Raw genomic sequence first — 15,613 nt, 5'->3', positions numbered from 1 at the left:
AGTTATTTTGTTTGTTTAAACGCTTCTTCGTATTCCTGAATAATCTGCTTTCCGCCGCTTGACTCCCATTTTTTCACTTCTTTATCAAACTGGCTTTCTGTGATGTCTCCTATCATATATTTATAGGTCGCGTCATCAATGATTTTCTTCAGTTCATCTCCCCGCTCCGACTCCGCGGCGGAGTACAGGCTTTCAGCAGGGTTTGAGACGATGATCTTTTCATTGTCTTCCGTCAGCTCCTCGTACGCCGTCCGAAGCGGATCCCCAGTATTTTTTAAGTAGGCTTTATCAATGGCGATTAAGGCGGACAGCGGCTGAATATCAGTCTGCCAGTCTTTCACCTGGCTTTCCTCGCGTGTGAACGTTTTGCCCTCTTCTTTGTTGTAATGAACGCCGTCAATGCCGTAAGTCATCAGGCTATAGACGTCTTCTTCGGCAATTCGGTCAAAAAACGCTAAGATCCTTTTAAGCTCAGCTTCCGTTTTCACACTCGTTTTCGGGAAAGCAAGCAAGCCGTTATGGCCTCCTGATGCCCACACCCGCTCTTTCCCATCTGGTCCTTTTATGCGGTTGATGATTTCAAGCTTCATCGATTTATCGGAGGCATGGTCGCGCAGATTAACCGCATCTACCATATTCCCAATATAAATGCCGGCTTTTCCTTGAGAAAACAGCTCCTGCTGCTGGGTTTTGCTTGTGACGGGAAAATCCTTATTCATATAGCCGTTGTCACGCAGTTTTTTCATATAATTCATTGTGTCTTTGTATTCTTTCGTCATGAAATCAGGCGTGAATTTGCCGCCTGATTCCTTCCAATCTGTCGGCATGCCTTCATACGAGCCGAGCGTTTTAAACGCGCCGTAAATTAAGTCATTGCGGTCTGTCAGCCCGAATGTATCGTCTTTCCCATCCTTGTCCGGATCGTCCTCCGTAAACGCTTTGGCCACTTTATAAAGTTCATCAAGCGTTTCCGGCGTTTTCAAATTCAAATTGTCGAGCCAGTCCTTCCGAATGACGATGCCCTGTCTGGAAAGCGGACGCTCTCTGTATATCCCGTAGAGCTTGCCGTCGATTGTTACGTTTTTATTAATGAGTTTGTTCATTTTGCTTAAGTTCGGATAATCTTTGATATAATCGCCAATCTCCCAGAACATTCCTGATCTGAAGGCATTCATGACTGACGAATTTTTAATATCCTGGATGGTCACGATTTGCGGAAGATTGCCGGCTGCAAGCGCCGCATTCAGCCTGTCTTCTTTCACCGCATCCGGAACCCAGGTGATGTCCAGTTCTGTATTTGTCAGCTTTTCAATTTCTTTAATCGCCCTGTCTTTCGGCGGCTGCTGGTGATACAAAATCGCCATCCAAGACAGCTTCACCTTTGAATCCGAGTCAGCTTTGCCTTCAGCCGAAGACTGATCAGCCCCTTTACAGCCCGCCAGCACTCCGCCAAATGCAAGTACAAGCACAATCAAAAACACCCTCCATTTGTTACCCATCGTACCCCTCCGTTTCATTTTCTTTATCCTTTGACAGATCCCAGCAAAGCTCCTTTTGCAAAATGCTTTTGTATAAATGGATAGACGAGCAGAACCGGGATGGTCGCCACCACAATCACGGCCATTTTAATGGTTTGCTCAGGCGGCGGGCTGCCCGACCCCATTTCTGACATATCCCCCTGCATCCCGCTTGATACAATCACGATTTGGCGCAGAAGCACCTGAATCGGCCATTTAGCTGAATCATTTAAGTACAAAATCGCCGTCATATACGTGTTCCAATATGTTACCGCATAAAATAGTGAAATCGTTGCGATCGCAGGAAGTGACAGCGGCAGCACAATTTTAAAGAAAATGCCCAGGTCATTGCACCCGTCGATTTTCGCGGACTCTTCCAGGCTTGACGGGATATTTTGAAAGAAGTTTTTCAGAATGATCAGGTTAAAGGCATTAATGGCTGTCGGCAAAATGAGGGCCCAGTAAGAATCAAGCAATCCAAGTGATTTGACCACAAGGAAAGTCGGAATCATGCCGCCGCTGAAAAGCATCGTAAATACGACGAGAAACATGAGCGGCTGCCGGCCGATTAAATCACGGCGGGATAACCCGTAAGCCATCAGTGAAGAAAGAAACATGCTGACCGCAGTGCCTATCACTGTCACAAACACAGAAACAAGCAAACTCTTATAAATAATATCTGTTGAAAAAATGTAACGATAAGCATCAAGCGAAAAAGTGGTCGGTATTAAAATGAATTTTTTCGACACGACTTCTTCTACTGTGGCGAAGGATGCTGCGATGACATGAATAAACGGAAGTACACATATTAAAGCGAACATCAGCAAAAACCCGTAAATCAAAATATCAAACAGGCGACTTTTCAATGAATGTGCGATAGCTCCCACCTCTCTTTTGTAAGCGTTATCATTCTTTTCTGAACGAGCGCAGCATGTGACGATATCGTGTCTAAAATGTAGCAAATCTGTGATTGCCATGTCTATAATCATTTGAACAGAGTCCCCGGCCCGGCGGGGACTGCCGTGGATTAAAACCGATGACAAAAGAAAAAGAGCATAATCTTAGAAAATGATTATGCTCCGTTCTCTTCCTCATTCAGAAGCTCGGCTGTATTGATTTGTGGTGAAAACCCAAGTTCATTGACAGCGGATTCAATGGACCATGGCCGGCCCGGATTGTCAGAGACAGCGTAATAAGTGCCGTACCGGATATTGGTTTCAATAGCGGCTTTGAAAATCGACAGCAGATCGGGATGAGAAAGCAGTGTCTTTTTCGTCCGTTCTTTTTCATGCAGCGTATCCATTTCATCAGTGACAACTGTTCCAATGCGAAGATTGATCACTGAAAGCTTATTTTCCAAATAAAACAAATGGCCGATCTGTTCCGAGGTCAGCTTTAATACACCGTACAAGTTTTTTGACAGCGGATAATCGCTTGTTGTGATCTCCCGCCCTAAGAGCGAACGCCCGTCTTTTTCGTATACATCTGTGACATGATTGCTGCTGGCGAACACGAGCTTTTCAATGCCCAGCTCCGCTGCGGCGCGGCACAGATAATAGCTTGCCTTATAGAAAACATCCGTCATTTTCTCAAATTCAGCGATGTCCATGACATCGTATTTGATTTTGACAGCCAGTAAATTCAAGATTACATCAGTGTCTTTCGGAATCTTCTTTAATAGCTCATCATAATTTGCCGCATCAGCCTGAATGGAAGAGGCTGTGCCATTGAAATGACCTTTATCAAGCACTGTCACTTCATAATCTGATCTAAGCCCTTCAGCCAGCAGTCTTCCAATTACACCATTTCCGCCGGCGATCAGCACTTTTTTCACTGTGTTCACTCCCCTTTTTTATAGATTGCCCATTTTTGGCGGGGGTGACACTTTTTTTGGCACTCACATGCTAGGTTTATTCAAAAGTCACCGGCAGCTCTTCAAGCGCCCGAAATCCAAAAAGCGGCCGATATCGCCGTTCACAATCAGCCAGTTTAAGGCCGGGCAATCGCTGCAGCAGGGTATTGACCGCAATTTGTGCTTCTAATCGTGCCAGCGAGGACCCCATGCAAATATGATGGCCATGCCCGAATGAAACGTGCGGATTAGGGCTTCTCGTAATATCGAAGACATCGGGGTGCGTGAAGATGCTTGGATCTCGATTGGCAGCCCCTAACAGAAGATAGACTTGTTCCCCTTGACGGATTGTCACCCCGCTGATATCAATATCTTCTGACGCAACTCTGGCTGTCATTTGCGTGGGGCTTTCATAGCGCAAACATTCCTCAACTGCGGTCCCAATAAGAGCTGGGTTTTCTTTTAGCTTTAAAAGCTGTTGTGGATGCTGCAGCAGGCAAAGAATTGAATTGCTGATGAGATTGACGGTTGTCTCATGTCCGGCAATCGCCAGTAATATGCACGTAGAGGCCGCTTCCTCTTCCGTCAGCTTATCCTTTTCTTTCCCCTTCAAGAGCATGCTGATCATATCCTGCTGCGGATGCCGTTTTCGCTTTTGAATCAGCTCTCTAAAATAAGCCGTGGCCTGTACAGCGAGATGATTGCCCTCTGTTAATGCCTTTCTTGACCGGGTAAAATCAATCGTTTGAATGAGACTCGCAGCCCATTCTTTTAACTGCTCCCTATCTTCCTCCGGTACACCTATAATGTTGGCTATGACGAAGCTTGCTAAAGGAAAAGCAAAGTCCGAAATCACCTCCATCTTTTTTTCACCTTGCACTCGATCGAGCAAATGATGGACAGTTTCATCGATATACGGACGATAACTCTCTGCCATTCTCGGAGTAAACGCTCCGCTGGCCAGCGTCCGTAATCGTCTATGATCAGGCTGATTCTGAAACAGCATCATCTGGCTTTGCACATGTTGAAGATCCTGATATTTGATTGACGCCTCAGGGAGCGGGGGCCGGACTTTGAATCTGGCATCTTTCAAAATAGCTGCCGTTTCTTCATATCCTGTAACATACCAGCCCGGGTATTTCAAGAAACTCCCTTTATATATAGGATGAATAGCGCGCAATGTTTCGTAAAAAGGATATGGGTTTTTCAAAAACTCAGAAGATGCAGTTGGAAATGCAATTGTCATGTGATCTTCTCCTTTCTGTTCAAAAATAAAAGCAATCGACATCACACCGATTGCTTTTAGTGATTCTCTCAGCTTTTCGCACTTAAACTGGCCTTCATTTCTTCGACTGATTCGACTTCAAACCCTAAATCATTCAGCATTTTATGGTCCTCCGTCTCCTCCTGCCCGGCAGTTGTTAAGTAATCTCCGACAAAAATGGAGTTAGCGGCGTAAAGACCTAATGGCTGCAATGAGCGGAGATTGACCTCTCTTCCTCCAGAAATGCGGATTTCTTTTGACGGATTGATAAAACGGAACAGCGCCAGCACTTTTAAACAATAGAGCGGGTTTAATTCGTTGACGCCTTCTAATGGCGTGCCGTCAATCGCATGCAAAAAATTCACCGGAATGGAATCCGCGTCAAGGGCCTTTAAGCTTTTTGCAATATCGATGACGTCCTGTTTCGTCTCCTTCATACCGATAATGGCGCCTGAACACGGAGACAGCCCCGATTCTTTTGCGAGTTCGACTGTATTGACCCTGTCATCGTATGTATGTGAAGTCGTGATGTTTGAATGGTTTCTCTGTGACGTATTCAAATTATGATTATAGCGGTCTACCCCGGCTTCTTTCAGCCGCTTCGCCTGCTCCGGCTTTAACAGTCCGAGACACGCACAAACCTTCAGTCCATACGTTTCTTTAATTTCCTGCACCGCGTCTACGACCTGATCCACTTCTCTGTTTGAAGGTCCCCTGCCGCTTGCCACGATACAATATGTGCCGATATTCAGATCATGCGCCCGCTTTGCGCCTTCCAGAAGCGTTTCCTTATTCACCATCCGATAAGCCTGTATCGGCGCTTTTGAAATTGAAGACTGTGAACAATAGCCGCAATTTTCCGGACAGAGTCCTGATTTCGCATTCATAATCATATTGAGCTTCACTTTTTTTCCATAAAAGTGTTTTCTGATTTGAAAAGCCCCGTGCATCAAAAGCAAAATATCTTCATCTGGACAGTTTAATATCGAAAGCGCCTCTTCGTCGGTCACTTCTGCTCCAGCCAGCACCCGGTCTGCGAGTTCCATCCATTGATTCATTCTCATACCCCCACTTGATTCATCAGTAATGATAGATTGATATGGTCTTTTACCATATGTAGAACCGTTTCTTTCGTAACGTTGGCAAGCTTAGGCGTAACCCCTAAAATCGGCACACCGCATAAGCGCTCAATCATCTCAGGATTGGTTTTTTCATCATCATCAGGAGAATCACTGATCCCATTGATGACAATTCCGGCGATTGGAATACTCATACTTTTCGCATATTGGACAGTTAAAAAGGTATGATTAATTGTTCCGAGATGAGGACGTGCCACAATGATCATGGGAAGCTGCAACGCTTTTATGACATGACTGACTAAAAAATCCTCTCCCAACGGCACAGATATACCGCCCGCACCTTCTACGATGAAGCATTCATGTTTTTCTCTTATCCGCTCCCAATGGCTCAAGACCTCTTCCATGGTGACAGCCTTTCCCTCCAGCTTTCCTGCAACGTATGGCGCAAGCGGTGCTTTGAAGGCAAAAGGCGTAATGTCTTCATGAGAAAGACTCGTCTGCGACGTCTCTTTCAGCAGACTAGTGTCGCTCTCCGGATGATGACGAGAAATACCGCTTAAAAAAGGTTTAAACACCCCGACATCTCTGTTATGTTCTCGCAATAAAGCGGCAAGACCGCTGGATATAACCGTTTTCCCCACTTCTGTATCTGTTCCTGTCACAAAAAAACCCCTCAAATGATATGCAGCTCCTTTCCAATTGAATGAAATGATGTCAGCAAATGATCAATATCACTCGCCCTGTGGTCAGCAGTAATGGTTAACCGGATCCGGCTTTCACCTGGCGGTACGGTCGGCGGCCGTATGGCAGGGGCATAAATCCCTTTGTCCTGCAGCTTTTCAGCAAATGTGACCGTTTTACGGGCATCGCCGATGATCACAGGAATAATCGGCGTGTGATCCCCCTTTACTAAATAACCCATGTTCTTCAGACTGGTTCTGATCATGTTGATATAAGAAATTAAAAGCTGACGTTTTTCCCCGCTGGCTTCAATGATGTTGAAAGCCTCGTGAGCCGCCGCACAGCTGGCTGGCGGAATAGCGGTTTGAAAGATAAATGTTCTTGCATGGTTCAGCAAAAAGTCGATGAAGACCGCTGAACCTGCAGCAAAACCTCCTTCTGTGCCAACAGCTTTGCTTAAGGTGCCGATCACAATGTCAGGACAAACACCAAAGTATTCACTCGTTCCTCCTCCTGATTCACCCAAAACACCTGTGGCGTGGGCATCATCAACGATTACGAAAGCATGATAGCGTTTGGCAAGTGAGATGATCTGATCAAGAGGGGCTATCGTGCCATCCATGCTGAATATTCCGTCTGTAACGATAAAACGGCGCTGATAACGCTGTGTTTCATTCAGCTTGTTTTCAAGATCATCCATATCAATATGCTGATAAACAACTGTATCAGCCTTAGACAGACGGCAGCCGTCAATCATACTTGCATGATTCAATTGATCACTTAAAATGACATCTTCTTTTTCTGGTAATGATGAAAGGACACCGACATTGGCCAAATAACCGCTCGAAAACAGTAAAGCCGCTTCTGTCCGTTTAAAGCCGGCAATCTTTTTTTCAAGCTTTTCATGCCAGACCGAATTGCCTGTCGTTAAACGTGAGCCGCTGCTTCCCGCCCCAAATTGCTGCAGTGCCTCTTGGGCTGCAGAGATCAAGCGGCTGTGGCTAGCGAGTCCTAAATAATTGTTTGAGGACCAGACCGTTTGATTCTTGCCATCAATTTTCCTCTCTGGAATCGGAGCACCCTTCATTGTCCGCAGGTTGCGGTAAACGCCGGCTTCCTTTACCCTGTCTAACCGCTCGTTTAACCAGGCGTCAATCTTCAAGACTGGTAACCTCTTGGATCGCTTGTTTCATAATGGCAACCATTTCCGCGAGCTCTTCAGCTGTGCTGGCGAGAGGAGGCAGAAATGCAATCACGTCCCCCAGCGGCCTTGTCAGCATGCCAAGCTCTCGCATCTTTAAGGAAACTTTGTATCCAACCCGCCAATCAGCAGGGTAAGCCTTTTTGGTTTCCTTTGACTGAACGAGCTCCGCGCCGCACATAAAACCAAGCTGCCGAATATCCCCAACATGAGGAAGCGTGTGCAGGTCTTGAAGAAGGCAATGGAGTTTTGCACTTTTTTGTGCTACTTGTTCCACAATGTTTTCAGATTCAAATAATGCCAGATTTTCAAGCGCAACCGCACAGCCAAGCTGATTTCCTGTATAGGAATGGCCATGGAAAAAGGTTTTTAGGTTTTCATAATCATCATAGAATGCCTTATAGATGTCTTCAGTGGCAAACGTAACGGCAATTGGCAAATAGCCTCCCGTAATGCCTTTACCGGCAGCCATCAGATCAGGCTGGACATTCTCGTGCTCGCACGCAAACATTTTTCCGGTACGGCCAAAGCCTGTAGCGACTTCATCAACAATCATTAAGACATCGTATTTTGTACAAAGCTCGCGCACGCCTGCCAAATATCCTTCCGGCATCACGATCATACCGGACGCTCCTTGAACCATTGATTCAATGGAAAGCGCGGCAATTTCCTCATGATGTTCCTCGAGAAGCTGTTCAAGCTCTCGCAGGCACTCATCACGGCACTCATCAGGATCGCCGCTTTCAGAGCGATACACATAAGGAATCGGAGCTTTGTAACTATCAAACATTAACGGCCCGTATACGTGGTGGAACAGTTCAATTGAACCGACACTGACGGCGCCAATCGTATCACCGTGATACCCATTTTTCATTGCGATAAATTTTTGTTTCTCAGGCTTTCCGATGTTCTTCCAATATTGAAACGCCATTTTTAAGGCTATTTCCATCGCCTCTGCGCCGCTGTCTGAATAAAAGACCCGTGTGAGCTTTGTTGGACTGATGTCGATTAAAGTTTCGGCAAGCTGAGTTGCAGGAACGTTGGTCATGCCCAATAACGTGGAGTGCGCGATTTTTCCGAGCTGCTTTTTTATCGCGTCATCTAATTCCTTTTTGCGGTGCCCGTGGACATTAAGCCAAACAGAAGAAAAACCGTCATAGTATTCCTTGCCGTATATGTCTTTGACTTTGATTCCAGTGCCGCTTTCGATGATTAAGGGGTTTTCATCATAATCTTTCATTTGGGTAAACGGCAGCCAGAGGTGCTTTTTGCTTTTTTCTATCAAATCATAAGTCATGCTCTTCCTCCCACTCTATCAAAATAGGCTGCTTCTCCAGATCATGTATGTACGTGTTTACATCTTTGGAGCCATCAATAAAAAAGATTCGGCAGCCATCTTCTGTCCCGTATTCTTTCATTGCTGTAATACGCTGATAGCCCATTTTCTTACCCGCAACGTAGCCTGTTATGTAATCAGGGTCATCTGACCAGCATAATTCTGCAACGGCTGCCGGGTGCTGGCTGACCTTTGAAGCGAGTGCAAGGGCCTCTTTTATTCTTGAATGTGCCGGCACGTGACAGTAAAGCGCCCATTTTTCAAAATTGGCGTCCGGCCAATCCATTCTGGAGGCACGCACCCCTTTTTCTTTTGTTTGATCGAATCGCTTGCCGGTGTGAATATCAAACACCACAGCTCCCCTGACACCCGACCATTCAGGGATTTGTTCATATGCTTTTTCAATCACTTTTCGCGGAACGCCTTCTCTTTCCAATAACAATCGAGCAAGCTTTTGTCCCTCTTCCGGACAGCTCACTTCATTCGTATGCACAGGCAATGGCTGAATGGTTTTTAACGGTTCATGTACCTCTTCAAATTGAATTTGCATAAAATCAGGTTTTCCTCTTGAATGGGATAACCCTTTTTCTAATAAGGCATTGATTGTACGTTTCATCTCATGGAAAGGAATAAGCCGTTCTCCGCCGGATATATGCTTTCCGCCATCTTCATGAGATCCATTCATAGAAGCCCTCATTCTGACACTATAAAATGTTTCTTCTTGCATCGTTTCTCGCCCTTTCACTGATAACTGAAGAACGTGTATTACATCCTATTCTAATTGTTAACCAATTATAAATAAAGGTTAACAATTAGAATATTATTATTCACATATGATTCTGTCAATATAAGAAATCTCCAATTTGTTTTTGGGCAGGTTCTTGAAACGAGCAAAAAGACCGCTTTACAGTAAAACGGTCCTGGCCCTTAGATGTCTATTCCTCTGCGTTTTTTTCGATTTCGATACTTGATGAACAAGCCGATCCCATTTACCATCATCAGCCCAAAAATCGTATTGCCTAACGGTGCCCAGCCACTCTCACCTGTGAAAAATAAAGACAGGGCCACCTTCCCAACGAGTGTTACATTCAATAGGATTACACCTAATACAAGTGAACGCTTCCAAAAAACAGCCAAAATAAAACCGACCAAAACCATCATGAAAACAATTGTTAAAACAGCCGAGACCGGACTGCTTAAAAGCATTTGCTCAAATTCCAGCACTTTTTGCATTTGCAGATAAATCCTCTTAGGTTCCGGAAACCAGACCATACTGCTCATCATCAATACAAAAGTGATGATAATCCCTTTCCAGCTGCGCTTATACGCAGCATAAACCAATACTAGTAAAAAGAGAGGGCGAATATACCAACTTAATGGATTGAGATGCCGCCGGAAAGCCCAATCCAATATGTCTTGTACTTCCATTGGTTCCACTTCCCTCGCTCAAATCTGCACCTTTCTGCCAATTTTCCCGTGGCAGTCACAGCCACTTTTGCAAAAACCGGACAGCTTCATGCCTCATGACTGCTGTTTCGAAATGCCCCGAAGCGGAACGGACCACCCGATAGCAATCAGAAGCTCCCTGTCCAGCATACATAGCTGTCAATTCTTTTTCGATTTTGTTCACACCCTCAGCCGGCGTTAACTGGTCGTGTTCACCAACAAGGCTAAGATGCGGACGCGGCGCGATCATGCTTTGGATCTCCGATGCGGAAAAATGCTTTGCAAGCGACGGGACGTAATAATAAAAGCCGTGCCGGTCAAGATTCTGTGTTTTTATCAGCACGTGATGATCTACCTGGCTGCACAAATCCACGCACACCTTAATCCGGTCATCGAGCGCCGCTGTCCACCACGCCATCAACCCTCCCATAGACATGCCGATGGTCCCGATTCTGTCAGGCTGGACATCAGGCCGAGACTGCATATAATCTAACGCTCTTACACTGTCATAAATCATCATGCCCCACATCACTCTTCCGGTAAGAAGCATTTCTTTAAAAATCTCGCTTTCCGCTTTTCCCCGCCGATCTCCAAATCCCCAATGATCTATCGCAAGTACACTGTACCCGAGAGACGTGAGCTCACGGGAAAAAGAAGGCGCTTTCAAATAATCCGCTCCTTCAATCAGTTCACTTTTCCCCCTATCATACTGGCCGCCATGCGAATGCTGAAACAAGACGGCTGGACACGGCCCTTCTGCGGACTTCGGTTTCACAAAATAAGCAGGCACCTTTTCATATCCGTTTAGATCGAGCAGGAGCGTTTCAATGATGTTTCCTTCTCTTTCTTCAATCCGCAATATCTCCGTACTGATTTCCCTCCGTTCAGGCAAATCTCCAAGCAATTGAAACAGCTGCTTTCTTCTTTTCGCTCTCATTCCATCACCCTTCCTTATTCGCTTACTTCACATTTACGAGATGGATCTGGTTTCCCCTTTATTTTTCCAATGCAAATCGCATCATTTACTAAATATTTAGTAAATATAACGAAATATTCTGAAAGTAATTATTGTAACCGCTTACTTCCATATGATAGTATCAATTTATCAAAAACAGATGAGTTAATATTTTACTAAATAGATGAGAGGGATACCTATGGTTAGGATTAAAGATATCGCCTTGAAAGCTAATGTTTCAAGTGCGACTGTGTCCAGAATTTTAAATGAAGATGAGTCGCTTTCTGTTGCAGGCGAAACGAGACAAAGAGTCATCAATATCGCTGAAGAGCTTGGCTATCAAACGGTTGCCAAACGCCGGAAAGCCCGCGGGCAAAAACAGCGGGCCCAGCCGCTGATCGGGGTGCTGAGCTGCCTGTCTCCCGATCAGGAACGGCAGGACCCTTATTTTTCTTCGATTCGCAAAGGCATTGAAAAAGAATGCTTTGAACAGGAAATTTTCATTACGAATTCGATTCATCTCGGTTCCTTTCAAGAGCATATTTTTCGGGAACTGGACGGTGTTATTGTCATCGGCCGTGTTCATGATGAAGCGGTTAAGCATATTAGCGGAAGGCTGGAGCATGCCGTATTTATCAATCATTCTCCTGATCCTCAAGCATACGATTCGATTGGCATCGATTTTGAATCCGCTTCACGCCAGGCGATTGATCACCTTTTCGATCTAGGCTACAAACGGTTAGGCTACATTGGCGGGCAGGAAAAAGAGCATACGCTGAAGGACGGCCAAAGCATTCGCAGAACCATTGAAGACAAACGGCTGACCGCCTTTTTGGAGTTTGCCGCCCCTCAACCTGAGCATGTGCTGGTCGGTGAATACAGCATGCGTGAGGGCTATCGCCTGATGAAGAAAGCAATTGATCAAGGCAATCTGCCGGAAGCATTCTTTATCGCCAGCGATTCCATGGCGATCGGCGCATTAAAAGCGCTCCAGGAAGCCGGACTCCAAGTGCCGCAGGATACGGCGATCGTCAGCTTTAACGGCATTGAAGAAGCTGAATTTGCCAGCACGCCTTTAACGACGGTGAAGGTGTACACAGAGGAAATGGGCCGTACAGGCGTAAAACTGCTGCTTGACCGCCTCAATGGCCGAACGCTTCCCCACCGCGTCACTCTGCCCACAACATTAATCGTGAGACAAAGCTGCGGATATACAGCTAAGGAGGTGACATAAGAAAAGATTCATCACGATGATAAGGAGGAAAAGATGAAACACACTTTTGTTTTATTTCTCTCTCTTATTCTGCTTATTCTGCCCGGCTGCTCAGCAGAAAAAAGCTCAGCAGATACCGCAAAAAAGACGTTAACCATTTATTCTACAATGTCAACGGACAGTGAAAGAGCTACGTTCAGAAAACTGGCGGCAGCGTTTAAAAAGGAACACAGTGACATTCGTGTCAGCCTTCATTTCCCAGGCAATGACTATGAAAATATGATGCGTGTCAGAATGGCAGCCAATGATTTGCCTGATCTTTTCGATACACATGGCTGGGGGAAAATCAGATACGGAGAATATACAGCAGATCTCCGGGATATGGAATGGACTCAAGATCTCGATCCTAATTTAAACAGCATCCTCAAAAATAAAAGCGGAAAGGTGTATGCCTATCCGATCAATCAGGCAAAAGACGGTTTGGCGTATAACCGCAATATTTTAGACCGTTACGGCATTGATCCGCCGGAAACGATGGATAACTTTATGAAAGCGCTGAGAACGATTAAAGAAAAGAGCAAGGGAAAGATTGTGCCCTTCTGGTTTGCCGGATATGACAAAAGCTCATTCGCCCAATATTACGACCAATTCGCTACACCTCTTCTCATCACAGATACTGCCCATAATGAAAAAAAACAGCTCATCAACGGTACCTTTCATTGGAGCAAATTCACTTATTTATCAGACATCCTTAAACAAATGCAGAAAGAAAAACTAATCAATATTGACGCCGTAACCGCAAAAAAATCACAGCTCATCGAATTAATGGCCCAAAATAAAATCGCCTTTACAATGCAAGGCGGCACACTCGGCCAGGACGTTGCTCAGATCAACCCGAACGTCAAGGTCGGCATTATCCCGACACCTGCCATACATGCCGGAGATGACCCAATATGGATCGGCGGCGAACGCTACACGCTTGCGGCATGGAAAGACTCGCCCCACTTAAAAGAAGCAAAAGAATTTATCGCATTTATGGCCCGTTCCGCCAATGCTAAACAAATGGCTGAAGCCACATCACTTCCTTCAGGGCTGACCAATGTGAAAGCTGATATTTTCTACGCAAATGACTATGAGCATTATCAAGATGTCAAAGTCGAACCTTACTTCGACCGTTTATACCTGCCAAACGGAATGTGGGACGTCCTGGGCACGGTCGGGCAGGAGCTTGCGGCTGACATTTTGACACCTCAAGAGATTTCGAAGAAGCTGGAAAGAGAATATAAACGACTCCGGGAGCAATCGGAAACACAGGGAGCTGAAAACAATGAGTGAGATCGCAAGGGATGTCCATGTGGAACAGGTTAAGCCGAAAAAGCAGTCCTCACTTTGGTGGATGTATATTCCTGCTTTGCTCTCCGTTCTGGTCTTTATGATTTATCCGTTTGTGAAAGGTGCATTGATCACCTTTACAAACTGGAACGGCTTTTCACAAGTCTACCAATGGGTGGGATTCGCACAATATGAAAGGCTGTTTTCTGATCCTGATACTTGGCACATCTTAAAAAACACGCTGCTTTACGGACTCGGCAGCACCTTTTTTCAAAACGTGGTCGGACTCTTGTACGCCCTGCTCTTAAATCAAAGCATCAAAATGAAAGCGATAACAAGAACAATTGTGTATTTGCCGGTGATGATCAGCCCGCTCATTATGGGCTACATTTGGTACTTTTTCTTCTCCTATGATGGAGGTGCGCTCAACGATTTGCTCGGTGTTTTCGGCATCAGCCCGATCAATGCGCTAGCCAGTCCATCGCTCAATCCGTGGATCATTGTCATGATTAACACCTATCAATATGTCGGGATCGCTATGGTAGTCTACTTAGCAGGCCTGCAAAGCATTCCGAAAGACTACTACGAAGCGGCGCAAATGGATGGCGCGAAACAAGGCCAGCAGTTTTTCACGATCACGCTTCCGCTGCTAATGCCCTCGATCACGATTAATATGGTCATCAATATTATCGGAGGCTTAAAGCTGTTTGACGTCATTATCGCGCTCACCGCAGGCGGCCCCGGAAATGCGTCGCAATCCATGTCCACGTTTATGTATGATTTGTACTTCAAACGGCAGGATGCCGGCTATGCTGCAACGCAAGGCATATTTATGGCATTTGTCATTTTGATCATCAGCTTTTGCGCGCTTGCGTACTTTAAAAGAAAGGAGACGGAAATGTCATGAAAGCCGCCCGTTCAAAAAACCTGCGGATCATTACGATTCTTGCCGCCATTGTGGCCTTTGCGCATTTTATTCCTTTTTACATCCTGTTGACCACTTCAATAAAAGCAAAAGGAGACTACAGTTCAAAATGGCTGTTTCCGGCTGACATCTCCTTTCACAATTTTTCAGAGGCATGGGAGCGCGCTTCGCTTGGAAACTCTTTTATGAACACCATTATCATCACAGGTTTTTCTGCCTTGTTATTGATCGTATTCGGCTCACTTGCCGCCTACCCTCTTGCCCGGCGGGAAACGAAGCTGAATAAAGCCGTTTTCGCCTTGCTGATTTCCATTATGATCATCCCTCCGTTAACGTCCATGGTGCCTTTGTACAGAATGGTCGTGGACGCTGGAATGGTCAATACACACGCCATCGCCATTTTGATCAATACAGCGGCTTATATGCCGTTAACCGTATTCTTGTATTCAGGCTTTATCCGTTCGACCATTCCAAAAGAGCTTGAAGAAGCCGCAAGAATTGACGGCGCAGGCATGCTGAAAATCTTTTTTACGATCGTGTTTCCTCTGCTGAAGCCGATCACTGCGACCATCTGTATTATTTCCTGTGTCTTCATATGGAACGACTATCAATTTGCGATTTTCTTTTTACAAGATCAAAAGGTTCAAACATTAACAGTGGCCATGGCAGGTTTTTTCGGAGAAAACGCCAACAATCTGCATTTAGTTGCCGCAGCCGCGCTCATGGCGATGCTGCCGATGGTTATTCTGTTTTTGACGCTGCAAAAATACTTTATTGCCGGCCTGTCATCCGGAGCGGTAAAGGGATAACAT

General features: G+C 45.5%; 15 protein-coding genes. 4 read left to right on the top strand and 11 right to left on the bottom strand.

Annotation, left to right across the window (positions count from 1 at the left end):
• Positions 1-2: 2 nt before the first annotated feature.
• From CVV77_RS12055 to CVV77_RS12005, 11 genes are all read right to left on the bottom strand, one after another.
• A complete protein-coding gene (locus tag CVV77_RS12055) occupies positions 3-1,499 on the bottom strand; it encodes an extracellular solute-binding protein (RefSeq protein WP_100275501.1) in 1,497 nt (498 codons plus the stop codon).
• Between the two features lie 23 nt (positions 1,500-1,522).
• Positions 1,523-2,383 (bottom strand): carbohydrate ABC transporter permease, encoded by an 861-nt coding sequence (locus tag CVV77_RS12050; protein WP_019259222.1) that lies wholly within the window; start codon positions 2,381-2,383, stop codon positions 1,523-1,525.
• 206 nt (positions 2,384-2,589) lie between these two features.
• On the bottom strand, positions 2,590-3,351 hold the full coding sequence (locus CVV77_RS12045; RefSeq protein WP_100275500.1) for an NAD-dependent epimerase/dehydratase family protein: 762 nt from the start codon (positions 3,349-3,351) through the stop codon (positions 2,590-2,592).
• 76 nt (positions 3,352-3,427) lie between these two features.
• Positions 3,428-4,615: a biotin biosynthesis cytochrome P450 gene (gene bioI / locus CVV77_RS12040; RefSeq protein WP_100275499.1), complete on the bottom strand. Its 1,188-nt coding sequence runs from the start codon at positions 4,613-4,615 to the stop codon at positions 3,428-3,430.
• 68 nt (positions 4,616-4,683) lie between these two features.
• Positions 4,684-5,691: a biotin synthase BioB gene (bioB, locus tag CVV77_RS12035; RefSeq protein ID WP_019259225.1), complete on the bottom strand. Its 1,008-nt coding sequence runs from the start codon at positions 5,689-5,691 to the stop codon at positions 4,684-4,686.
• A gap of 2 nt (positions 5,692-5,693) precedes the next feature.
• Complete coding sequence (gene bioD / locus CVV77_RS12030; protein ID WP_100275498.1) at positions 5,694-6,389, bottom strand: dethiobiotin synthase; 696 nt, start codon at positions 6,387-6,389, stop codon at positions 5,694-5,696.
• Positions 6,386-7,555 (bottom strand): 8-amino-7-oxononanoate synthase, encoded by a 1,170-nt coding sequence (gene bioF, locus CVV77_RS12025; protein ID WP_100275497.1) that lies wholly within the window; start codon positions 7,553-7,555, stop codon positions 6,386-6,388. Before bioF ends, bioD begins: the two co-directional genes overlap by 4 nt.
• A complete protein-coding gene (gene bioA, locus CVV77_RS12020; protein ID WP_100275496.1) occupies positions 7,545-8,891 on the bottom strand; it encodes an adenosylmethionine--8-amino-7-oxononanoate transaminase in 1,347 nt (448 codons plus the stop codon). Before bioA ends, bioF begins: the two co-directional genes overlap by 11 nt.
• Positions 8,881-9,657, bottom strand: coding sequence for a 6-carboxyhexanoate--CoA ligase (gene bioW / locus CVV77_RS12015; protein WP_100275495.1), 777 nt, complete (start codon positions 9,655-9,657; stop codon positions 8,881-8,883). The genes bioA and bioW overlap by 11 nt, the downstream gene beginning before the upstream one ends.
• Positions 9,658-9,857: 200 nt before the next feature.
• Positions 9,858-10,358, bottom strand: coding sequence for a hypothetical protein (locus CVV77_RS12010; protein WP_100275494.1), 501 nt, complete (start codon positions 10,356-10,358; stop codon positions 9,858-9,860).
• A gap of 55 nt (positions 10,359-10,413) precedes the next feature.
• Positions 10,414-11,313, bottom strand: a complete 900-nt coding sequence (locus CVV77_RS12005; RefSeq protein WP_088112232.1) for a dienelactone hydrolase family protein — start codon at positions 11,311-11,313, stop codon at positions 10,414-10,416.
• 217 nt (positions 11,314-11,530) lie between these two features.
• On the opposite strand from CVV77_RS12005, the gene CVV77_RS12000 reads away from it, so the two are divergent.
• Genes CVV77_RS12000 through CVV77_RS11985 form a run of 4 tightly spaced genes read left to right on the top strand, consistent with a single transcriptional unit; the run spans position 11,531 to position 15,610 of the window.
• Entirely contained in the window at positions 11,531-12,565 is a 1,035-nt protein-coding gene (locus CVV77_RS12000; RefSeq protein ID WP_088112231.1) for a LacI family DNA-binding transcriptional regulator, read from the top strand.
• Between the two features lie 33 nt (positions 12,566-12,598).
• Positions 12,599-13,879 carry an ABC transporter substrate-binding protein gene (locus CVV77_RS11995; RefSeq protein WP_100275493.1) on the top strand — a complete coding sequence of 427 codons (1,281 nt, stop codon included), beginning with the start codon at positions 12,599-12,601 and terminating at the stop codon, positions 13,877-13,879.
• A complete protein-coding gene (locus CVV77_RS11990) occupies positions 13,872-14,783 on the top strand; it encodes a carbohydrate ABC transporter permease (RefSeq protein ID WP_003237991.1) in 912 nt (303 codons plus the stop codon). The genes CVV77_RS11995 and CVV77_RS11990 overlap by 8 nt, the downstream gene beginning before the upstream one ends.
• The gene (locus tag CVV77_RS11985; RefSeq protein WP_100275492.1) at positions 14,780-15,610 is read left to right on the top strand and encodes a carbohydrate ABC transporter permease; all 831 of its coding nucleotides are present in this window, start codon (positions 14,780-14,782) and stop codon (positions 15,608-15,610) included. The genes CVV77_RS11990 and CVV77_RS11985 overlap by 4 nt, the downstream gene beginning before the upstream one ends.
• Positions 15,611-15,613: the final 3 nt, after the last annotated feature.

Origin of the sequence: Bacillus sp. SN1 (genome assembly GCF_002796895.1) — a bacterium.
Lineage (GTDB): Bacteria > Bacillota > Bacilli > Bacillales > Bacillaceae > Bacillus > Bacillus inaquosorum.
Note: the sequence above shows the minus strand (reverse complement) of the source record. Positions and strands in the feature narration are given on the sequence as shown.